Consider the following 19,531-nt stretch of genomic DNA (forward strand, 5'->3'; position numbering starts at 1 on the left):
CCTCTGCTGCGGCGCGACATGACAGGCGCCGCGCGGAGGGCCAGCATGGCGCCCGAACAAGGGTGAGGTCGGACGAAGCGCGTTGAACTGGCTGAGCGTGTTGATCCAGGTGGCGGGCGAGGCGGCGATGCTGCTGTTTGGCCTGAGCCTCGTGCAGCGAGGGGTGGAGCGGGCCTACGGCGCCCGGCTGCGCGAGGTTCTGGGACGGGCGCTGCGCGACCGCTGGCGGGCGGCTGCGGCGGGGCTGGTGGCCACGACGGCGCTGCAATCCTCGACCGCGACGGCGCTGATGCTGGGCGGGCTGAACAGCAACGGTTCGCTCGCACTGGTGCCGGCGATGGCGGCGATGCTGGGGGCCAATGTCGGCACCGCGGTGATCGCCCAGGCGCTGAGCTTCGACCTCAGGCCGGTGTTTCCGTTGCTGATCCTGCTGGGCTGGACGGCGTTCCGGCGGGGCAGGCGCGCGCGGACGCGCGACCTCGGCCGGGCGGTGATCGGGCTGGGGGTGATGCTGTGTGCGCTCTACCTCTTGGTGGGCTCGATGGGGCCGGTGGAGCACGCGCCGGCGCTGCGCGAAATCCTGCACCTGCTCGACGGCGCCCCGGCGCTGGCGGTGATCCTGGCGGCGGCGCTGGCCTGGGGGACGCATTCCTCGCTGGCGGCGGTGCTGCTGGTGGGCTCGCTCGCGGCCTCGGGCGCCGCAGGGCCGGAGGTGGCACTGGCCATGGTGGCGGGTGCCAATCTCGGCGGCGCGCTGCCGCCGCTGCTGGCGGCGCGGCATGCCGGTAAGGGATTGGTGGACCCGGCGCGGCTGCGGCTGCCGGTGGGCAACCTGATCAACCGGCTGATCGGCACAGGGATCGTGCTGGCGGCCTTGCCGCAGCTGGCCGGGCTGCTGTCGGCGCATCCCGGGCGGCTGGTGGCGGACGCGCATCTGGGCTTCAACCTCGTGATGGCGGTGCTGACGCTGCCCGTCCTGAACCCGGTGGCCGCGCTGCTGCGGCGCCTGCTGCCCGGACTGCCGCCCGAGGCGGACCCGGGCGCGCCGCGCTACCTCGACGACGCGTCGCTGAACGTTCCGGCGGTGGCGCTGGCCAATGCGACGCGCGAGGTGCTGCGCGTGGTGGACACCCTGGACACGATGCTGCGCGACACGGCCGCGGCGCTGCGCGAAGCGGACCGCGACGCCGCGCGCGCGGTGGGGCGGCGGGACGACGTGGTGGACCGCCTCCATGCCGCGGTGCACGCCTACCTGGCGCGCCTGCCGCGCGACGGGGTGGGTGAGGCCGAGGCGCAGCGGCTGGCGGAGATCCGGCTGTTCCTGATTTCGCTCGAGCACGCGGGCGACGCGGTGTCGCGCGGCCTGGCCAAGTACGCCGCGCGCCGCGCCCGGCGCGGGATCGCGCTATCGCCCGCGGCGCTGTCGCAGCTCGATGCGCTGACCGAGCGGCTGCGCGGGCAGCTGCGCCTCGCGGTCGCGGTGTTCATGAGCGACGACGGGCAGGCGGCGCGGCAGCTGGTGCTGGAAAAGGAATCCTGGCGCGAGGCCGAACGCGAGGCGGCCGAGGCGCTGGGTGAGGCGGGGGGCATGGCCAGCGGCGCGGACGGTGCCGCCGGCGCCGGGCTGATGCTGGACGTGACGCGCGACCTCAAACGCGTGGCGGCGCATGTCGCGGCGGTGGCCTACCCGTTGCTGGAGCGTCAGGGTGCGCTGCGGACCAGCCGGTTGCGGCCGGTGGCGGCGCATGGGGAAAAGCCCGGGGAACAACCGGTGCCTGCGGGGCGTTAGGCCGGGCTCCGCCGACGCGGAACGGCGCAGGCGAGGGCGGGCTGGTTGTTTGCGGACCATGGTGACGCCACCGCCATCTGAAACAGGCCTGGCACATTCCGGGCGCGTCGCCCTTGAGGGCCGCGAACAGGGCGTGGCCGCCATGTGACGCACGGTTTCGCCGCACATGGATCGGTGGTGCGGGGGCGCCATATAACACGGCAACAACGCCTAATGCGCGAAAGCACGATCGCGCGCCGTGTGATCCTTCCGACGGAGCCCCCCGATGTCCGCAACCACCCTTCCGCCCTCGGCCTCGCCGGGGCTTCCGTTCCGCCCTGCTGCGCCACCGGGCATCCAGGGCGGTATCACCGCCGCGGCCGGGGCGCTGCTGATCCTGGGCATCGTGCTCATCGGTGCCGCCGTCAGTCCGCGCCAGGGGGCGCTCTACGCACTGGGTGGGGCGCTGGGGCTGGTGCTGTACCACGCGAGCTTCGGCTTCACCTCCGCCTGGCGGGTCTTCATCAGCGACCGCCGGGGCGAGGGCCTGCGCGCGCAGATGCTGATGTTGGCCATCGCCACGGTGCTGTTCTTCCCGGTGCTGGCCGCGGGCTCGCTGTGGGGGCAGCCGGTGGCGGGGCTGGTGCAGCCGGCAGGCGTGTCGGTGGTGTTCGGCGCCTTTATCTTCGGCATCGGCATGCAGACCGGCGGTGGCTGCGCCTCGGGCACGCTCTACACCGTGGGCGGCGGATCGACCCGGATGCTGCTGACGCTGGCGGCCTTTATCGCCGGCTCGGCGCTGGGGGCGGCGCACCTGCACTGGTGGGCGGCGCTGCCGTCGCTTCCACGCATCTCGGCCGTGGAAAGCTTCGGCGCCTGGGGTGGCATCGCGGTGCAACTCGTGGTCTTCGCGCTGATCGCCGCCGTGACGGTGGTGCTGGAGCGCCGTCGGCACGGGCGGCTGCTCACCCGCCCGGCCTCGGCCCGGCAGGGGTGGGATCGTCTGCTGCAGGGCCCTTGGCCGGTGGTCGCGGGCGCGGTGGCGCTGGCGGTGCTGAACTTCGCCACGCTGGCGCTGTCGGGCCGGCCCTGGGGCATCACCTCGGCCTTCGCGCTGTGGGGCTCCAAGATCGCGGCCGGCCTCGGCCTGGACGTGGCGAGCTGGCCCTACTGGTCCTCGCCGGCGGCCCGCGCCTCGCTGGAGGGCAGCGTGTTCCGCGACGTCACCTCGGTGATGGACTTCGGCATCATCGTGGGCGCCCTGCTGGCGGCCGCCCTGGCCGGCCGCTGGAGCCCGGGCTGGCGCGTGCCGCTGCGCTCGGCGGTCGCGGCGGTGCTCGGCGGGCTGCTGCTGGGCTACGGTGCCCGGCTGGCCTACGGCTGCAACATCGGCGCCTACTTCTCCGGCATCGCGTCGGGCAGCCTGCATGGCTGGGTGTGGATGGCGGCGGCCTTCGCGGGCAACCTCGTCGGCACGCGCCTGCGGCCGCTCTTCGGGCTGGAGGTGGAGCGCACGCCGCGCGAGACGGCCTGCTGAGGGGGGTGGTTAGTTCGGCGTTGCGTGGTGGCCGGGAGAGGCGCTGCCTCTCCCGGACCCTCTCCGCTCAGGGTGGCAGGGCCACCCCGAGACCCCGCCGGGAGTTTGGTGCCGCTTGGCTGCCAGAAGCGCTGCGGGTCGATTGGGCCGTGCGCGTGTTCAGGTGACTGGTGGTGCCAGTCAGGCAAGGTGTTCAACACCGATCCGGCCGTGCGGCTGTTCAAACAGGGTAGTGAAAAGAATCTATGAGGCCGCGCGGGCTGCCCTGGCAGTCGCCGGAGAGCATGGCTCTCCGGCGCGAGCCAACCGGGAAAAGGGCAAGCGCCTGATCGCGGAGGCACCCCTTCCCGGGAGGTCCAGGAACCTCAGGTTCCTGGCGGATGGGGGTTCCGGGGGAAGGCGGAGCCATCCCCCGACACAGCGCAACGCCCGACCACGCACCACCGATACGCCCCCGGGTGATCGCCACGCCGCGCGATCCGTCGCAAGTTGCCGGCAACGGCGCCGTGGCGGTTCAGGCCGTGCGGTGCCCCATGACCTGAAGGATGCCCGATGAGCGACGAGAGCAGCACGCATTTCTATGAGCCGCGGCACGGGCACGGGCTGCCGCACGACCCGTTCAACGCCATCGTGGGGCCGCGGCCGATCGGCTGGGTGTCGACGCGCGGGCGGAACGGTTCGGTGAACCTGGCGCCTTATAGCTTCTTCAACGCCTTCAACTACACGCCGCCGATCATCGGCTTTTCCTCGACCGGCGAGAAGGACAGCCTGCGCAACGCGCGCGAGACGGGCGAGTTCGTGTGGAACCTGGTGACGCGCGAGATCGCGGCGCCGATGAACGAGACCTGCGCGCCGGTCTCCTACGGCACCGACGAGTTCGGGCTGGCGGGCCTGGGGGCCCTGCCCTCGCGCCTCGTGTCACCGCCGCGCGTGGCCGAGAGCCCGGTGCATTTCGAGTGCCGCGTCACCGAGATCGTGGCGCTGCGCGGCGCCGACGGCGCGGCGACGCCGGCCTCGCTGGTGCTGGGCGAGGTGGTGGCGGTGCATATCCGGCGCGACCTGCTGAAGGACGGCATCTTCGACACCTTCGGCGCCGGGATCGTGCTGCGGGCCGGCGGGCCCACGGCCTACGCCGAGATCGGCCCGGCCACGCGCTTCGACATGCGCCGCCCGGGTTGAGGGTGATCCCTCCCGGCGGCCGTCCCGGGGGATAGTTCGGGACCGGGCGCGCGGGAAAGGGCGGTCCGGCTTTCCGCCGGGTCGCGCCGGGCGCGGCAGGGTCACCGTGTTGGAGGCATGCCGCGACCGCCGGTCCTGGGGCGCCGGTTCAGCCGGCGGGCTTGTCCGGATGGCGGCCCGCCTTGTCATTCGCGGGGTCGGCGCCGTCCTTGCCGATGCCGTAGCCTTCGCGCATGCGGTCCATCGTTTCCTCGGGCACGTCGCCCTGGCTGCCGGTGGGTGGCGTGTGCCAGTCCTGGTCCGACTTCTTCGCAACGTGGTCCCAGTCCTTCTTGTCGCCTTCGATGGGCTTGTCCGGCTGTTTCATCTCGTCCCGTCCCTGCTGCGGCACCCGCGGTGCGTTGCTGTTCCTTGAAAGCGAGCATCGGGGGTTCGGGTTCCATGCCCGCGTGATCCGCACGGCATCGGGAGCGAACTGTTTCCCGTGGAACGTTGCGAAAGGCTTGGCTGCCGGGTGGGTGGTGCGAGGGGTGCCAGGCCGAGGGGCTGGGCGAAAGGGTTTGTCCGGGCAAGGCCGGTTCCGTGCCGGTGCGGTACGTGCTGGCCCCCGACTGCTCCTGACCGGACGGGCCCGCCCCGCCGTTGTCCGCTCATGGCCCTGAACGCCCGTGCCGCTTGCGAACGGCCATGACCAGCCGTGCCGGGCCCAGTTCCCGGCTTCCTGCCCTGGTCAGCAGGGCACCAAGCTGGGATAGGCTCGCGGGGTTGCGCCACGGCGCCGCGGGCCGGGCCTCCCGGCGTCGCGGGTGGAAAAGAGGGTTCGGGATGCGGCTGTTCATGACCACCGACGCCGTGGGCGGCGTCTGGCCCTACGTGCTGGACCTGGCCGGGGCGCTGGCGCCGCTGGGGGTGGACACCACGCTGGCGGTGATGGGCCCGCCGCCCGCCCCGGATCAGGAGGCCGAAGCCCTCGCCGTGCCGGGGCTGCGGGTGCTGCGCACGGCGCTGCCGCTGGACTGGCTGGCCGAGGATGCCGGCTCGATCCGCGCGGCGGGCGAGGCGCTGGCGGGTCTGGCGGCTGACGCGGGTGCGGAGGTGGTCCATCTCAACAGCCCGGCCAACGCGGCGGGGGTGCGCTGGCCCGTGCCGGTGGTGGGGGTCGCGCATTCCTGCGTGGCGACCTGGTGGGACGCCGTGAAGGAAGGGCCGCTGCCGGAAGATTTCCGCTGGCGCGCGGCACTGACGGCCGAAGGCTATCGCGCGGTGGACCGGCTGGTGGTGCCGAGCGACGCCTTCGGGGCGGACACGGCGCGGGTCTACGCGCTGCCGCGGCGGCCGGTGGCGGTGCATAACGGGCGGCGCCTCCTGCCCGTGCGCGCGCCTGCGGACGGGGCGCCGGCGCGCTTCGCGCTGACCGCGGGGCGATTGTGGGACGAGGGCAAGGGTATGGCGGCGCTGGACACGGCGGCCGCGCTCTGCCGCGTGCCGGTGCTGGCAGCGGGTGCTGCGGAAGGCCCCAACGGCACGCGCGCGGTGCTGCCGCACCTGCAGCTGCTGGGCCGGATGCCCGAGGCGGTGCTGGGCGGCTGGATGACGGCGGCGTCGGTCTTCGTGTCCACCGCGCTGTACGAGCCCTTCGGCTTCGCGGTGCTGGAAGCGGTGCGCGCCGGCTGCGCGCCGGTGTTGTCGGACATCGCGAGCTTTCGCGAGATCTGGGGGGACGCGGCGGTGTTCGTGCCGCCCGGCGATGCCGCCGCGATCGCCGCCGCGGTGGACGCGTTGTGCGCGGATGAGGCGCGGCGCGAGGCCGTCGTCGCGGCGGCGCGCGAGCGGGCCGGGCGCTACACGGCGGAGCGCATGGCGGCGGCGATGCTGGAGGTTTACCGCGAGGTGGCGCGGTAGCGTCGCGCTCCGGTGGGGCGGCGTTTCGGGGAGGCGGGAGAAGGAATTCTCCCGCCTCCCCGGACCCCTCCACCCTCATCTTTCTTTGAAACGCTGCCGCAGGAACGTGGCTGGTGCTGTGCGCTCCGGCTCACGGAGCCGGAGCGAGGGACGTGTCGGTCAGGGCTGACAGGAAGTCCTGGTTTTCTGGCAGCACCGGCGGCGGCCGTTCCGCGACCGGCTTCCACCGCCCTGCGGCAGCGTCCCAGAAAGAGATGAGTGGGGGTCCGGGGGAGAGAACTCCTTCTCTCCCCCGTGACACGCGCCCTCCGCCGGATCAGGCCGCCTTCAGCGTGGCGATTTCGGCCAGTGCGTCCTGCTTCGCCTTCTCACGCTGCTCCGCGCCGGTGGCCACGCCCTCGGCGACGATCACCTCCGGCTGGGTGATGCCGAGGAAGGCCAGCACCGCGCGCAGGTAGTGTTCCGCGTGCTCGAAGGGGGCGGCCGGCGTGCCGGGGCCGTAGAAGCCGCCGCGCGAGACCGTGAGGATCACCCGCTTGTTGCCGGCCAAGCCCTCAGGACCCTTCTCGGTGTAGCGGAAGGTCTTGCCCGCCACCGTGACGCGGTCGATCCAGGCCTTCAGCTGGCTGGGAACGCCGAAGTTGTACAGGGCGACGCCGATCACCACGATGTCGGCGGCCAGGAATTCCTCCAGCACGCGCCCACCCAGCGACAGGTCTTCCTGCAGCGCCTGGTCGTGCTGCACGTCGGCGCTCTGCCCCGCGAGGTAGCGGCCGGTCAGGTGAGCGATCGGGTTGGCCACCAGGTCATGATAGGTGACCTCGAGGCCGGGGATCTCGTTCTTCAGGCGCTCGACGGCGGCATGGGACAGGGCGCGGCTGACGGAGTTCTCGCCCAGGATGCTGGAGTCGAGGTGGAGGAGCTTCATGGGAGTGCCTTCGTACGGGTGGTATGGATTTGATACCGCCGCGCATTAGATAGCCGCCGCAGGCAGCCGCAAGGAGGCACAGCCGTGATACCCGGGAACACCGATGTCACCTTCACCGAGGTGACCCAGCAGGTGCTTCACCTGCCCGACCGCTGCCGGGCGGTGGGCGGCGTGCTGTCGCGCATCGGCGACAAGTGGTCGGTCCTGGTGGTGATGCAGCTGAGCGGGGGGCCGAAGCGCTTCAGCGCGCTCAAGCGTTCGATCGGCAGCGTGTCGCAGCGGATGCTGACCTTGACGCTGCGCGGGCTGGAGCGCGACGGGCTGGTGCTGCGCACGGTGACGCCCACGGTGCCGCCGCGGGTGGATTACGAGCTGACCGAGCTGGGGCACTCGCTGCGCCAGCCGGTCGAGGCGCTGGGCGGCTGGGCCATGGAGAACTACCGCCGGATCGAGGCGGCGCAGAAGGCTTTCGACGAGGTGCGGGAGGAAGGCGGCGGGTAGCGCTGGCCTTCGGGTGCCGCTCCGGACGAGGTTCCGGAAGGAAGCCAACACCGATGGGCGAAGGTCGTCCGGGTCCGACCGGATGTCCGGCGCTCCGCACGGCCATATCGCCGGAGCGGAGCATGCCCGCGTCCGGCGCGGCCGGGTCGGGGTCGTCGGATGCGGGGCCAGCCTTTAGGAGAGCGGCCTATCGACTCTCCTGAAGGAACACCCGTGCAAATTCCCATCAAGCGCGCCATCGAGCGCGTTCCCGGCGGCATGATGGTGGTTCCGCTGCTGATCGGCGCGCTTTTCGCCACCTTCGCACCGGGTACGCCGCAGTTCTTCGGCTCCTTCACGGGGGCGCTGTTCAGCGGTGCCCTGACGGTGCTCGCCGTGTTCTACGTTTGCATGGGCGCCAGCATCGACGTGCGCGCGACGCCCTATATCCTGAAGAAGGGCGGCACGCTGCTCTTCGTGAAGATCGCCGTCGCGGCAGTGCTGGGCATCGTTTCCGGCCAGATCCTGGGAGAGCTGCCGGTCAGCGGCGGCATGTTCGCGGGCCTGTCGACGCTGGCCATCGTGGCGGCGATGAACGACACCAATGGCGGCCTCTACATGGCGCTGATGGGCCAGTACGGGGAGCCGCGGGACGTCGGCGCCTATACGGTGATGACGCTGGAATCTGGCCCCTTCCTAACCATGCTGACGCTGGGCATCGCCGGCCTGTCCGCCTTTCCGTGGCAGGCGCTGGTGGGCGCGGTGCTGCCGCTGCTGGCGGGCATGATCATCGGCAACCTCGACCGCGAGATGCGCGCCTTTCTCAGCCGCGCCATCCCGGTGATGATCCCCTTCTTCGCCTTCGCGCTGGGCGCCGGGCTGGACCTCAGCCGCGTGTGGCAGGCGGGGCTGCTGGGCCTGGGTCTCGGCGTGGCGGTGGTGGTGGTCACCGGCATTCCACTCTACCTCGCGGACCGGGCGACGGGCGGCACGGGCGTGGCGGGCGTTGCGGCGGCTTCCACCGCCGGCAACGCCGCGGCGGTTCCGGCCATCGTGGCGGCGGCCAACCCGGCCTACGCCCCCGCCGCGGCACCGGCCACGATCCTGGTGGCGGCGGCGGTGATCGTGACCACGGTGCTGGTGCCGCTGCTGACCGCCTGGGTCGCGCGACGCCGGGCGCCCGGCCGCGTGGCGGAGGACACGGCGCGCGGCTGAGGCCGCCTGCCTGTCCTGGCTCCGGCAAGGCATCGCACGGCGCGCATCGCAGCACCCGCCGCGGCGCCGTCCTGCCGGTCACGGGGCGGGCAGCCCGTGACCGGCCCCCGCGCGGGCTGCGTCAGAGGCGGGAACAGGTTCGGGGCCGGTTCCTGCCTCGGTGCGGGGCAGCGCGCGGCTGCTTGATGCTTTGCCCCCCTGCGCATTGCGCATGGTCGTGCGAGGCTGCGCGCGACATCCTCCAACGGGAGATTTCGCGATGACCGACTACACCCCGCCCGCCGTGTGGCAGTGGAACAAGGAAAGCGGCGGCCAGTTCGCCAGCATCAACCGCCCCATCGCCGGCCCGACGCATGACAAGGAACTGCCGGTCGGGGTGCACCCGTTGCAACTCTACTCGCTGGCCACACCCAACGGGCAGAAGGTGACGATCCTGCTGGAGGAGCTGCTGGCGCTGGGGCACGCGGGCGCGGAATACGATGCCTGGCTGATCCGGATCGGCCAGGGCGAGCAGTTCGGCAGCGGCTTCGTGGCGGTGAACCCCAACAGCAAGATCCCGGCGCTGCTGGACCGCTCCGGCCCCACGCCGGTGCGGGTGTTCGAGAGCGGCGCGATCCTGGTATACCTGGCCGAGAAGTTCGGCGCCTTCCTGCCCACCGACCCGGCGCGGCGGGCCGAGGTCCTGAGCTGGCTGTTCTGGCAGATGGGCAGCGCGCCCTATCTCGGCGGCGGCTTCGGGCATTTCTACGCCTACGCGCCCACCAAGATCGAGTACGCCATCGACCGCTTCGCGATGGAGGCCAAGCGGCAGCTCGACGTGCTGGACCGCCACCTGGGCGAGAGCGAGTACCTGGGCGGCGCGGACTACACGGTCGCCGACATCGCGGTCTGGCCCTGGTACGGCGGGCTGGTGCGCGGGCAGCTCTACGGCGCGGCGGAGTTCCTGTCGGTGGGCGAGTACCGCAACGTCCTGCGCTGGGCCGAGGCGATCGCGCAGCGGCCGGCGGTGAAGCGGGGCCGCATGGTCAACCGCGTGAACGGCGACCCGTCGGAGCAGCTGCACGAGCGCCACGACGCGGCGGATTTCGAAACGCGCACGCAGGACAAGATCGGCAGCGGTCAGTAGGCCGCGGCGGCGGGCGGCGGCCTTTCCGGCACGGAGCCACTGCCGCCATCCCTACCCGACCCGGCACGCCACCGCGGGGCGCCTGCCGCGTTGTCCTGCTGGAGCGGAGCGCAGAACCCCATGTCCCACACCCTTCCGAGCGGTGCGCCGAAGCGCGGCGCGATCCACAGCTTCCTGCGCGGCGAGGGCCGCGACGGCCGGGGGCGCTTGCTGGCGGAGGTCCTCAGCTTCGACGACAGGGCGATCGAGGGGGTGCACGACTTCATCCAGTGGCTCTTTCCCCTGCCTGAGCCCAGCCGCGCCGTGCCCGGCTCCCCGGTGCTGCAGCCGGGTGAGGCGGAGGCGATCCGTGGCGACGCGCGGGCGGTCGAGGGCTTCCGCGCCGGGCTGGAGCGCATGGGCCGCTTCTACGGCGACACCGACGGCTGGCTGGTGCGCTTCGACCACAACCACCTCCGCATCAGCCGCATCCTGCGCGCCACGCGGGCGATCCTGGGGCAGGAGGCCGCGCGGGCTTTTCACGCGGCGGTCGCGGCGCGCAACCAGGCAGCCGGCGCGCCGATCAATGACAATAGTTTGCGCCACTGGCAGGCCGCGCTGCGCTGAACCTCCCGCGCGGGTGGCGGGCGGGGCCGCCGCTCAGAACCGCGCGATCAGCCCGACGCCCGCCACCATCAGCAGCCCGCCCACCACGCGCCAGGTGGAGATCTGCCGCACCTCGAAACCCATCAGCCCGTAATGGTCCAGCACCAGCGAGGTGATGATGGCGGCGGTCAGCGTGATCGCGGTGAACACGCCTGCCCCCATGCCCTTGGCCACCGTCAGCGTAGCGACCACGTAGACCGAGGCCATCAGCCCGCCGATCCAGCCCCACCACGGTACCGTGGCGGCGTTGCGCCCCAGCCCGTCCAGCGACCTGCCGATCCAGGGCGAGGCGACCAGCACCGCCAGGATACCACCGCTGTAGGTGATCAGCGCCGGCACCACCGGGCCGACGTTCAGCTTCTGCGCCAGCGTGGCGTTGCTGCCCGACTGCAGCATGTTGAGGATGCCGGCCAGGATCGCGAGGAGGTAGGCCATTGCGGTTCCATCGTGGTCGGCCGCGCCGGGATGGCAGGGCCAGGAAGACGCGCCCGGCTGCCCGGGCCTCTCGGTCGCGGACCCGTGCATCGGAAGGGCGGTGGGAGCCCGCCGGGAACACAGCGTTCCGTGGCGTCCCCGGTTCCCGCACCCGCGTCCTCGCCCCTCCTGCACTCCCGAATTCCCCGGCCGCGCGGCGCCGGCGCACCGGGCGCGGGCGTGGCGAAGATGATCCGCGGTCCCGGGTGGCAACCCGCCCCCTGCCCGCCCCCCTGCCCTCTGCGGCATGGACGCGCCGCCAAGCCCCGCGCAGGATCGCGCCACCATGCCGGATGCCGTCCTGATCCTCCCCTGCCCCGCGGCGCTGCCGGCCTTCCGCGCCGCGCTGGAGCGCGGCTGGTCGCCCACCACGGTGCGTGCCGAGCCCGCGCGGCAGGCGCTGCTGCGCCGGCTGGCGGAGGATGCGGAGGCTGTGCTGCGCGAGATGGAGGACCCGGACGGATCGGGGCCGCCCGTGGTGCTGCCCGACGGCACGGCCGTGCCGCGCCTGCCCGGGATCACCCGCTGGATCTGGGACGCGGCCGCCGGCGAGGACGGCTTCTGCGGCACGATCAGCCTGCGCTGGCAGGCGGGCACCGAGGTGCTGCCGCCGCACGTTCTGGGCCATGTCGGCTACGTGCTCGTGCCGGAGCGGCGCGGGCTGGGCCATGCCACGGTGGCGCTGCGGGCGCTGCTGCCGGAAGCCCGGCGTCGCGGGCTGCGCTGGGTGGAGCTGGTCACCGACCCGGGGAACCTCGCCTCGCAGCGCGTGATCGGGCGCTGCGGCGGCATCCTGGTGGAGCGGTTCCGCAAGACCGCGTCCCATGGCGGGGCCGAGGCGCTGCGCTTCCGCATCCCCACCCCTGCCCTGCCCCCCTCCTGAGCCCGGCTGAGCGTCGGGCGCCTTCCCGAAGGAAGCCAGGTTTTTCCCGAAGTCTGGAACGAAGCCAGCGCGGCCGCCGGGATTCCTCGTGACGCAGCGGCCGCGAACCACGCCGGAACCCCTGGCGGCGCTGGTGGCACGCCCCACCTGTCGGGGCCCCGGGAGCCCGGCGAGGCCTCCGGGCGCGGTTCAGCCGGTGAGCGCTTCGCGCCGCTGCAGCGTCTGCTCGCGCAGGAAGATGAACAGCCCCGCCGCCACGATCACCGCGGCACCCAGCAGCGTGAGGGTGTCCACCACCTCGCCGAAGATCAGCCAGCCGAACAGCATGCCCCACAGGATCAGCGTGTACTGGTAGGGCACCACCACCGAGGCCGCGGCCCGCCGCAGCGACTGCGTCACCAGCATGTTGCCGCCCAGCGAGCCGAGCCCGAGAAACAGCATCAGCACGAAGTCCACCAGGCCGGTCGGCGTCCAGCCGTTCCACAGCACCAGCACCGTGCCGAAGGCGAGCGCCCCGGTCAGCTGCCAGGTCATCAGCACCGTGCCCGCCGTGCCCGCCAGCCGGCGCGTCGTGACCATGAACAGCGCGTAGCCCAGGCTGCCCGCCAACGCGCAGACCGAACCCCAGGAAAACGAGCTGGGCGAGGGGTGCAGCGCCAGCACCACGCCCACGAAGCCCACCGCCACCGCCAGCCAGCGCCGCCAGCCCACGCGCTCCCCCAGCAGGAAGGGCGACATCGCGGTGACGTAGATCGGGCCGGCCATGTAGTAGGTCATCACCTCCGCCAGCGGCAGCGTGGTCAGCGCCCAGAAGAACAGCGAGCTTTCGCCGGTGGAGCAGGCCACCCGCAGCAGCTGCAGCCAGGGCCGCTGCGTGCCCTCGCGGAAGGCGGGCGCGCCGGTGCGGGCGATAAAGGGCGACAGCGCGCAAAGCCCCGCGATCGAGCGCATCAGCATCAGCTGCCCGACGCCGAAGCTGCCCACCAGCCACTTGCCCAGCGTGTCGTTCACCGCGAACAGCAGCACGCCCGCCAGCATCATCCCCACGCCGGCGAGATTGGCCGCCCGCGCGGCAGCCCCGGACCGCGCCCGGTCCGCATCATGGGCGATGGCCCCCCGCTCGCGCCGGGCGGGAAGGGTGGAAGACAGGTCTGACACTGAAGAACTCGCTGGCCGTGGGCGTTTTTGGCCCGTCGCGGCAGGTTCGGGCCGGCGGGCGGCGGGAGACTAGGGCAAGTCGACCGGGGGCGGTATCACCGGTGAGTGTTGGGCAGAACATGGGGGCGGGTGCAGGGTGGCGCGGCGGTGGCGTTGCGCCGTTGCGCCGTGGCCAGGAGAGGCTCTGCCTCTCCCGGACCCTCTCGGCTCAGGGTGGCCGGGCCACCCCGAGACCCCGCCGGGGGTTTGGTGCCGCGTGGCAGCCGGAGGCGCTGCGGTCCGATCGGGTGATGCGCGTGTTCAGGCAGGGCCGTGAAGCGCGCTGCGCCGTAAACGCGTGTGCCAATCCGGAAGCGGGCGAAACGCTGCCGGCAAAGGGCCAGGAAAGAATCTATGAGGCCACGCGGGCTGCCCTGGCAGTCGCCGGAGAGCCAAGCTCTCCGGCGTGAGCCGACCGGGGAACGGGCAAGCGCCTGATCGTGGAGGCGCCAACTCCCGGGAGGTCCAGGAACCTCAGGTTCCTGGCGGCTGGGGGTTCCGGGGGAAGGCGGAGCCATCCCCCGGGGAGGCCGGGTGCAACCGCAGCAACCGCCCCCCGTGACCTTGCGCCCGGACCGTACCATATAACGCTCTGACCCGTTTCGCCGGGCCCCGCTCCACCGCCCGGCCCGCCCCCTATCCGAGGAGCCAAGCCTCATGTCCGACGTTCAGGGTGACCTGCCCGACACCGTTCCCGTTACCGTGCTGACCGGCTACCTCGGTGCCGGCAAGACCACGCTGCTCAACCGCATCCTCACCGAGAATCACGGCCAGAAGTTCGCCGTGGTGATCAACGAGTTCGGTGAGCTCGGCGTGGACCAGGATCTGGTGATCGACGCCGACGAAGAAGTGTTCGAGATGAACAACGGCTGCATCTGCTGCACCGTGCGCGGCGACCTGATCCGCATCCTGGGCGGGCTGATGAAGCGCCGCGACAAGTTCGACGGCATTATCGTGGAGACCACCGGCCTCGCCAATCCGGCGCCGGTGGCGCAGACCTTCTTCGTCGACGAGGACGTGAAGCGCGCCACGCGGCTCGATGCCATCGTCACCGTGGTGGACGCGCTCAACCTCGCGCAGCGGCTGGGCGACAGCCCGGAGGCCGAGGAGCAGGTGGCGTTTGCCGACCTGATCGTGCTGAACAAGATGGACCTGGTGTCGCCCGAGCAGGCCGACGAGGTTGAGCGTCGCATCCGCGCCATCAACCCGACCGTCGAGATCCGCCGCGCCACCAAGTCCGACGTGCCGATCGACGCGGTGATCGGCCGCGACGCCTTCAACCTCGAGCGCATCCTGGCGCGCGAGCCGGACTTCCTCGATGGCGACGACACGCACAGCCACGACAACGAGGTGCTGAGCGTGTCCTTCGAGGTGGACAAGCCGATCGACGAGGCGAAGTTCAACGCCTGGATCAGCGAGGTGCTGCAGACGCAGGGGCAGGACCTGCTGCGCACCAAGGGCATCCTCTACTACAAGGGCCAGGAGGATCGTCGCTTCGCCTTCCAGGCGGTGCACATGATCGCCGACGGGGACTTCATCCCGGCCGCGAAGGACGAGACGGGGCCGGGCAAGTCGCGCATCGTGTTTATCGGCCGCAACATCAACCGCCCGCGCCTGCGCCGCGGCTTCGAAGCCACGGTCGCCAGCTGATGTCCGAGGTGACGAACCCTGCCGGGCCGGCCGGTCCCACGGGAACGGGTGAGGTCGACTTCATCCTCGACAGCCGCGGCGCGGGGCAGGAGCTCGGTGCCTGGGTGGTGGGCGTGGGCTTCGGGCGCGAAGGGCGCAGCGCCGCCTTCGCGCTGGGCGACGGCACGATCCACCTGGCCGACCCGGCGGCCCCCAAGGGGGACTGGCGGCGGATCGAGGCGCATGACGGCGCCGCGCTGTCGCTGGTGCCCGATGTTGCCGACGGCGTCCTGTCGGGCGGCGATGACGGGCGCCTCGTCCGCACGGCGCCGGACGGCACGGTCGAGCAGGTCGCATCCTTCGGCATGATGAAGTGGGTGGAGCACCTGGCCACCCATCCCTCGGGCCTGCGCGCCGTGGCGGTGGGCAAGGCGCTGCACCTGATGGACAAGCAGGGCGCCACGCTCAAGACGCTCACCACCCCCAGCACGATCGGCGGCGTGGCGCTGGATGCCAAGGGCAAGCGGGTGGTGGCCAGCCACTACAACGGCGCCTCGATCTGGTTCGTGGCGGCCAAGGAAGGCGCGCCGCGCGTGCTGGAATGGAAGGGCAGCCACCACGCGGTGGCCTTCTCGCCGGACGGGACGCACGTCGTGACGGCGATGCAGGAGGCCGCGCTGCACGGCTGGCGCCTGACCGACGGGCAGCACATGCGCATGGCGGGCTACCCGGCCAAGACCAAGTTCCTGAGCTTCACGCCCAAGGGCCGCTGGCTGGCGACATCGGGGAGCGAGGCGGTGGTGTGCTGGCCCTTCTTCGGCGGCGGCCCGATGGGCAAGGCGCCCGAGGAGATCGCGGGCGGCGACGGCGTGCTGTGCACCGCGGTGGCCTGCCACCCGTCGCAGGAGGTCTTCGCCGCCGGCTTCTCGGACGGGCTGGTGCTGATGGCCGAGATCGCCTCGGGCCGGATCGTACCGCTGGCGGCCCCCGGGCGCGGCGCGGTGTCGGCGCTGGCCTGGAACCACACGGGCTCGCACCTGGCCTTCGGCAGCGAAACCGGCTTCGCCGCGTTGATCGACCTGACGCGGCGCTGACGCGAGGCCGCCCCGCCCCCGGCGGACCCATCCGGATGATCCCGGTGGACGCATGGGGGTTGGGCGGGCGGTGGCGCCGTCCCCTGGTGGCAGCCTTGGCCGGCCCCGCCAGGGTTGGCACCCCAGCCTGGCGCCTCGCGCTGCCCGCCTTGCCCTCTTTCGGGGCGCGGCGGCATCGTGCGGGGCGGCTGCCGAACAAGGACACGCTCCATGCCCACCATTCCGCGCATCGACACCCAGCACCTCAGCATCCCGCGCCTGGGCTATGGCACCTGGAGGCTGAGCGGCGCGGAAGGCCAGCGCTCGGTCGAGAGCGCCCTGGCGCTGGGCTACGACCATCTCGACACGGCCGAGATGTACAAGAACGAGGCCGAGGTCGGCGCGGCGGTGGCGGCCTCGGGCAAGCGGCGCGACAGCCTCTTCATCACAAGCAAGGTCTGGCACGAGAACCTGGCGCCCGACGCCATGGGGCGGGCGATCGACGCCTCGCTCCGTGCACTGAAGACCGACTACCTGGACCTGTACCTGATCCACTGGCCCTCGCCGGAGATGGACCTCGACTCGGCGCTGAAGGCGCTGAACGGTTTGCGCGAGAGCGGCAAGGCAAAGGCGGTGGGCGTGTCGAACTTCCCCGCCGGCATGCTGCGGCGCGCCCTCGACACCGGCGTGCCGCTGGCCGCGGTGCAGGTGGAATACCACATCGGCCTGTCGCAGGACCGGCTGCTCGAGGTGGTGCGGCCGGCCGGCATGGTGCTGGAAGCCTATTCCCCGCTGGGACGCGGCGAGATCCTGGAGGAGCCGGTGCTGCGGCAGGTGGCCGAGCGCCACGGCGCGTCCCCGGCCCAGGTCGCGCTGGCCTGGCTGCTGCGGCAGGACGCGGTGGTGGCCATCCCCAAGGCCGCGCGGGAGTCGAGCCAGCGTGCCAACCTCGACGCCCTGCCCCTGGCGGCCAAGCTGACCGAGGAGGACGTGGCGGCGATCGCCCGCCTGCCCGGCAACAACCGGCTGGTGAACCCGGCCTTCGCCCCGGACTGGAACAGCTGATGCCGGAGGATGCGATGCGCCACCCGGCGCTGGAGCGCGGCCGCGCGGCGGTGATCACCGGGGCTGCCAGCGGCATCGGCCTCGCGGTGGCGGAGCGGCTGGCGGCGATCGGGATGCGCCTGTGCCTGGCCGACCGCGACGCCGCGGCGCTGGAGGCGGCGCGCGGGCAGCTCGCCGCCACGGGCGCGGAGGTGATCGCGGTGCCCACCGACGTGTCCCGGCGAGAGGCGGTGCAAGCCCTGCGCGACCGTGCCCTGGAGGCCTTCGGCGAGGTCGCCTTCCTGATGAACAATGCCGGGCGCGAGGGCGGCGGCGCGCTGCTGAACGGCGACCCGGCGGTGTGGACGGCGACGCTCGACACCAACCTGTTCGGCGCGGTGCACGGGATGCAGCTCTTCGGGCCGGCGATGGCGGCTTCGGGCAGGCCCGGGGCGATCGTCAACACCGGCTCCAAGCAGGGCATCACCGCGCCGCCGGGCGATGCCGCCTACAACGTGTCCAAGGGGGCGCTGAAGCTCGCCACCGAGGCGCTGGCGCATGAGCTGCGCAACATCCCCGGCTGCCAGGTGACGGCGCACCTGCTGATCCCCGGCTTCACCTTCACCGGCTTCACCCGCCGGCGCCAGGTCCACAAGAAGCCCGCCGCTGCCTGGACGGCGGAGCAGGTGGCGGACTTCCTGCTGGAGGGGATGGGGCGCGGCAGCTTCTACGTCCTGTGCCCCGACAACGACGTCACGCGCGAGATGGACGAGCGCCGCATCCTCTGGGCCGCGGGCGACATCGTGGCCGACCGCCCTGCCCTGTCGCGCTGGCACCCCGACCACGCGAAGGCCTTCGCGCGCTTCATGGCCGGCCGGAAGGACTGAAGGGCCGCTCAGAGACCCATCGGCGGCGGCCACATCGGCGCCGGCGGGGTGGCGCTGCTGTCGAAGCTGTGATGACGAGGCGCCCGGCGGGCGCGAGCAAGCTCTTGCGGAGCATGTTACAGGACGGGAAGGCAGCACCGCCGTCCTTTCCATGCTCTCTTCCTGCTCCCTCCCGGGTCGCCGCCAGGCGTGCCGCGGGGGGTGGAGCCAGGGCGGGATGGGGGTTCCGCGCGGTCGCCTGCCCTGCCCTGCCCGTTGCGGCCCCGTTCTTCCCGCGAAGAACGTCTCGTTCCCGGGGGCAACGTGATGAGAGGACCTCGCTTGAGCCATCGCTCCGCCCCCGGCGATAAGCCGCTGCTGCTCTGCTTCTCCCACCTGCGCTGGGGGTTCGTGACGCAGCGGCCGCAGCACCTGCTGCGCCGCGCCGCCGCCCAGTACCACGTGGTGTACTGGGAGGAGCCCCTGCTGGACGACCACGTCGAGCCGCGCCTCGACCAGTTCCCGCAGGGCGACAGCGACGTCACGGTGGTCGTGCCGAAGCTGCCGCACGGGATGGACGAGGCCGCTTTCGAGGCGACCCAGCGGCAGCTGCTGAAGGATTTCCTCGGCGGCGAGCAGCCCGCCGTCACCTGGTTCTACACCCCCATGGCGCTGGGCTTCGCCGATGAGGTGCAGGGCCGGATCACAGTCTACGACTGCATGGACGAGCTGAGCGGCTTCCTGGGCGCCCCGCCCACGCTGCTGCCGCGCGAGGCCGAGCTGTTCCGGCGCGCCGACCTCGTCTTCACCGGCGGGCGCTCGCTCTACGAGGCCAAGCGCGAGCGTCACCGCAGCGTCCACTGCTTCCCCTCCTCGATCGACACGGCGCATTTCAGCCGCGCCCGCGCCGAGCAGCCGATGCCGCCCGACCAGGCGCCGATCCCCCGGCCGCAGCTCGGCTTCTTCGGCGTGGTGGATGAGCGCATGAACCTCGACCTGCTGCGGCAGGTGGCGGCGCTGCGGCCGGACTGGCACTTCGTGATGATCGGGCCGGTGGTGAAGATCGACCCGGAAACGCTGCCCCGCCCGCACAACATCCACTGGCTGGGCGGCAAGCACTACAACGAGCTGCCGGCCTACCTCGCCGGCTGGGATGCGGGCTTCATGCCCTTCGCGCTGAACGAGGCGACACGCTTCATCAGCCCCACAAAGACACCGGAATACCTGGCCGCCGGCGTGCCGCCGGTTTCCACCCCCATCACCGACGTGGTGCGCCCCTGGGGCGAGGACGGGCTGGTGGAGATCGCGGGCAGTGCCGAGGAAGCGGCCGCGGCGCTGGACCGTGCCGCCGCGCACCGCCGCGATCCCGCCTGGCTCGCCCGGGTGGACGAGACGCTGCGCCACCAGTCCTGGGACAAGACCTGGGCGGAGATGCAGTCGCTGATCCAGCAGGCGGCGGCCCAACAAGGGCACGCCTGAACCACCCTGCCCCGCGCGGGTTCACGCCGGGTGTCCCCGCGCCCCGTTTCGCACCGGCGCGGCGGCACCCGCCGGGCGGTACGTGGGTAAACACTGGCGGCGGCCG

At 72.3% G+C, this 19,531-nt stretch carries 18 protein-coding genes; 14 read left to right on the top strand and 4 right to left on the bottom strand.

Annotation, left to right across the window (positions count from 1 at the left end):
• Positions 1-82: 82 nt before the first annotated feature.
• The 3 genes from ACFFGY_RS18875 (at position 83) to ACFFGY_RS18885 (ending at position 4,484) form a co-directional block, all read left to right on the top strand.
• Positions 83-1,789 (top strand): Na/Pi cotransporter family protein, encoded by a 1,707-nt coding sequence (locus ACFFGY_RS18875; protein ID WP_377046076.1) that lies wholly within the window; start codon positions 83-85, stop codon positions 1,787-1,789.
• 265 nt (positions 1,790-2,054) lie between these two features.
• Positions 2,055-3,305, top strand: coding sequence for a YeeE/YedE family protein (locus ACFFGY_RS18880; protein WP_377046077.1), 1,251 nt, complete (start codon positions 2,055-2,057; stop codon positions 3,303-3,305).
• A 552-nt stretch (positions 3,306-3,857) separates the two neighbouring features.
• Positions 3,858-4,484 carry a flavin reductase family protein gene (locus ACFFGY_RS18885; protein ID WP_377046078.1) on the top strand — a complete coding sequence of 209 codons (627 nt, stop codon included), beginning with the start codon at positions 3,858-3,860 and terminating at the stop codon, positions 4,482-4,484.
• Between the two features lie 148 nt (positions 4,485-4,632).
• Here the strand turns inward: ACFFGY_RS18885 and ACFFGY_RS18890 are convergent, their stop codons facing one another.
• Positions 4,633-4,851, bottom strand: coding sequence for a hypothetical protein (locus ACFFGY_RS18890; protein ID WP_377046079.1), 219 nt, complete (start codon positions 4,849-4,851; stop codon positions 4,633-4,635).
• A gap of 470 nt (positions 4,852-5,321) precedes the next feature.
• Here ACFFGY_RS18890 and ACFFGY_RS18895 point away from each other — a divergent pair, with 470 nt between their 5' ends.
• Positions 5,322-6,386 (top strand): glycosyltransferase family 4 protein, encoded by a 1,065-nt coding sequence (locus tag ACFFGY_RS18895; RefSeq protein WP_377046080.1) that lies wholly within the window; start codon positions 5,322-5,324, stop codon positions 6,384-6,386.
• A gap of 316 nt (positions 6,387-6,702) precedes the next feature.
• Here the strand turns inward: ACFFGY_RS18895 and ACFFGY_RS18900 are convergent, their stop codons facing one another.
• On the bottom strand, positions 6,703-7,314 hold the full coding sequence (locus ACFFGY_RS18900; RefSeq protein ID WP_377046081.1) for an FMN-dependent NADH-azoreductase: 612 nt from the start codon (positions 7,312-7,314) through the stop codon (positions 6,703-6,705).
• 84 nt (positions 7,315-7,398) lie between these two features.
• On the opposite strand from ACFFGY_RS18900, the gene ACFFGY_RS18905 reads away from it, so the two are divergent.
• From ACFFGY_RS18905 to ACFFGY_RS18920, 4 genes are all read left to right on the top strand, one after another.
• Positions 7,399-7,815, top strand: a complete 417-nt coding sequence (locus tag ACFFGY_RS18905) for a winged helix-turn-helix transcriptional regulator (RefSeq protein WP_456316175.1) — start codon at positions 7,399-7,401, stop codon at positions 7,813-7,815.
• A gap of 213 nt (positions 7,816-8,028) precedes the next feature.
• Positions 8,029-9,009 carry a 2-keto-3-deoxygluconate permease gene (locus tag ACFFGY_RS18910; protein ID WP_377046082.1) on the top strand — a complete coding sequence of 327 codons (981 nt, stop codon included), beginning with the start codon at positions 8,029-8,031 and terminating at the stop codon, positions 9,007-9,009.
• 259 nt (positions 9,010-9,268) lie between these two features.
• Positions 9,269-10,135, top strand: coding sequence for a glutathione-dependent disulfide-bond oxidoreductase (yghU, locus tag ACFFGY_RS18915; RefSeq protein ID WP_377046083.1), 867 nt, complete (start codon positions 9,269-9,271; stop codon positions 10,133-10,135).
• Between the two features lie 120 nt (positions 10,136-10,255).
• On the top strand, positions 10,256-10,741 hold the full coding sequence (locus ACFFGY_RS18920; RefSeq protein WP_377046084.1) for an opioid growth factor receptor-related protein: 486 nt from the start codon (positions 10,256-10,258) through the stop codon (positions 10,739-10,741).
• A gap of 33 nt (positions 10,742-10,774) precedes the next feature.
• Here the strand turns inward: ACFFGY_RS18920 and ACFFGY_RS18925 are convergent, their stop codons facing one another.
• Entirely contained in the window at positions 10,775-11,215 is a 441-nt protein-coding gene (locus ACFFGY_RS18925; RefSeq protein WP_377046085.1) for a DMT family transporter, read from the bottom strand.
• A gap of 325 nt (positions 11,216-11,540) precedes the next feature.
• On the opposite strand from ACFFGY_RS18925, the gene ACFFGY_RS18930 reads away from it, so the two are divergent.
• Positions 11,541-12,137, top strand: a complete 597-nt coding sequence (locus ACFFGY_RS18930; protein ID WP_377046086.1) for a GNAT family N-acetyltransferase — start codon at positions 11,541-11,543, stop codon at positions 12,135-12,137.
• A gap of 189 nt (positions 12,138-12,326) precedes the next feature.
• On the opposite strand, the gene ACFFGY_RS18935 is transcribed toward ACFFGY_RS18930, so the two are convergent.
• The gene (locus ACFFGY_RS18935; protein WP_377046087.1) at positions 12,327-13,295 is read right to left on the bottom strand and encodes a DMT family transporter; all 969 of its coding nucleotides are present in this window, start codon (positions 13,293-13,295) and stop codon (positions 12,327-12,329) included.
• A gap of 696 nt (positions 13,296-13,991) precedes the next feature.
• Here ACFFGY_RS18935 and ACFFGY_RS18940 point away from each other — a divergent pair.
• From ACFFGY_RS18940 to ACFFGY_RS18960, 5 genes are all read left to right on the top strand, one after another.
• Complete coding sequence (locus ACFFGY_RS18940; protein ID WP_377046088.1) at positions 13,992-14,984, top strand: CobW family GTP-binding protein; 993 nt, start codon at positions 13,992-13,994, stop codon at positions 14,982-14,984.
• Complete coding sequence (locus ACFFGY_RS18945; protein ID WP_377046089.1) at positions 14,984-16,057, top strand: WD40 repeat domain-containing protein; 1,074 nt, start codon at positions 14,984-14,986, stop codon at positions 16,055-16,057. The genes ACFFGY_RS18940 and ACFFGY_RS18945 overlap by 1 nt, the downstream gene beginning before the upstream one ends.
• Before the next feature lie 210 nt (positions 16,058-16,267).
• Entirely contained in the window at positions 16,268-17,101 is an 834-nt protein-coding gene (locus ACFFGY_RS18950; RefSeq protein WP_377046090.1) for an aldo/keto reductase, read from the top strand.
• Entirely contained in the window at positions 17,101-17,967 is an 867-nt protein-coding gene (locus ACFFGY_RS18955) for an SDR family NAD(P)-dependent oxidoreductase (protein WP_377046091.1), read from the top strand. Before ACFFGY_RS18950 ends, ACFFGY_RS18955 begins: the two co-directional genes overlap by 1 nt.
• Before the next feature lie 321 nt (positions 17,968-18,288).
• Positions 18,289-19,425 (top strand): glycosyltransferase, encoded by a 1,137-nt coding sequence (locus ACFFGY_RS18960; protein ID WP_377046092.1) that lies wholly within the window; start codon positions 18,289-18,291, stop codon positions 19,423-19,425.
• Positions 19,426-19,531 lie beyond the last annotated feature (106 nt).

The organism is Roseomonas elaeocarpi (assembly GCF_042433915.1).
GTDB lineage: Bacteria > Pseudomonadota > Alphaproteobacteria > Acetobacterales > Acetobacteraceae > Roseomonas > Roseomonas elaeocarpi.

What these genes read in the sequence shown, in the direction of transcription:
- ACFFGY_RS18880 (WP_377046077.1), top strand. Translation starts at nt 2,055, where the DNA reads ATGTCCGCAACCACCCTTCCGCCCTCGGCCTCGCCGGGGCTTCCGTTC.
- ACFFGY_RS18945 (WP_377046089.1), top strand. Translation starts at nt 14,984, where the DNA reads ATGTCCGAGGTGACGAACCCTGCCGGGCCGGCCGGTCCCACGGGAACG.
- ACFFGY_RS18955 (WP_377046091.1), top strand. Translation starts at nt 17,101, where the DNA reads ATGCCGGAGGATGCGATGCGCCACCCGGCGCTGGAGCGCGGCCGCGCG.
- ACFFGY_RS18925 (WP_377046085.1), bottom strand. Translation starts at nt 11,215, where the DNA reads ATGGCCTACCTCCTCGCGATCCTGGCCGGCATCCTCAACATGCTGCAG.
- ACFFGY_RS18885 (WP_377046078.1), top strand. Translation starts at nt 3,858, where the DNA reads ATGAGCGACGAGAGCAGCACGCATTTCTATGAGCCGCGGCACGGGCAC.
- yghU (WP_377046083.1), top strand. Translation starts at nt 9,269, where the DNA reads ATGACCGACTACACCCCGCCCGCCGTGTGGCAGTGGAACAAGGAAAGC.
- ACFFGY_RS18930 (WP_377046086.1), top strand. Translation starts at nt 11,541, where the DNA reads ATGCCGGATGCCGTCCTGATCCTCCCCTGCCCCGCGGCGCTGCCGGCC.
- ACFFGY_RS18890 (WP_377046079.1), bottom strand. Translation starts at nt 4,851, where the DNA reads ATGAAACAGCCGGACAAGCCCATCGAAGGCGACAAGAAGGACTGGGAC.
- ACFFGY_RS18940 (WP_377046088.1), top strand. Translation starts at nt 13,992, where the DNA reads ATGTCCGACGTTCAGGGTGACCTGCCCGACACCGTTCCCGTTACCGTG.
- ACFFGY_RS18895 (WP_377046080.1), top strand. Translation starts at nt 5,322, where the DNA reads ATGACCACCGACGCCGTGGGCGGCGTCTGGCCCTACGTGCTGGACCTG.
- ACFFGY_RS18950 (WP_377046090.1), top strand. Translation starts at nt 16,268, where the DNA reads ATGCCCACCATTCCGCGCATCGACACCCAGCACCTCAGCATCCCGCGC.
- ACFFGY_RS18900 (WP_377046081.1), bottom strand. Translation starts at nt 7,314, where the DNA reads ATGAAGCTCCTCCACCTCGACTCCAGCATCCTGGGCGAGAACTCCGTC.
- ACFFGY_RS18920 (WP_377046084.1), top strand. Translation starts at nt 10,256, where the DNA reads ATGTCCCACACCCTTCCGAGCGGTGCGCCGAAGCGCGGCGCGATCCAC.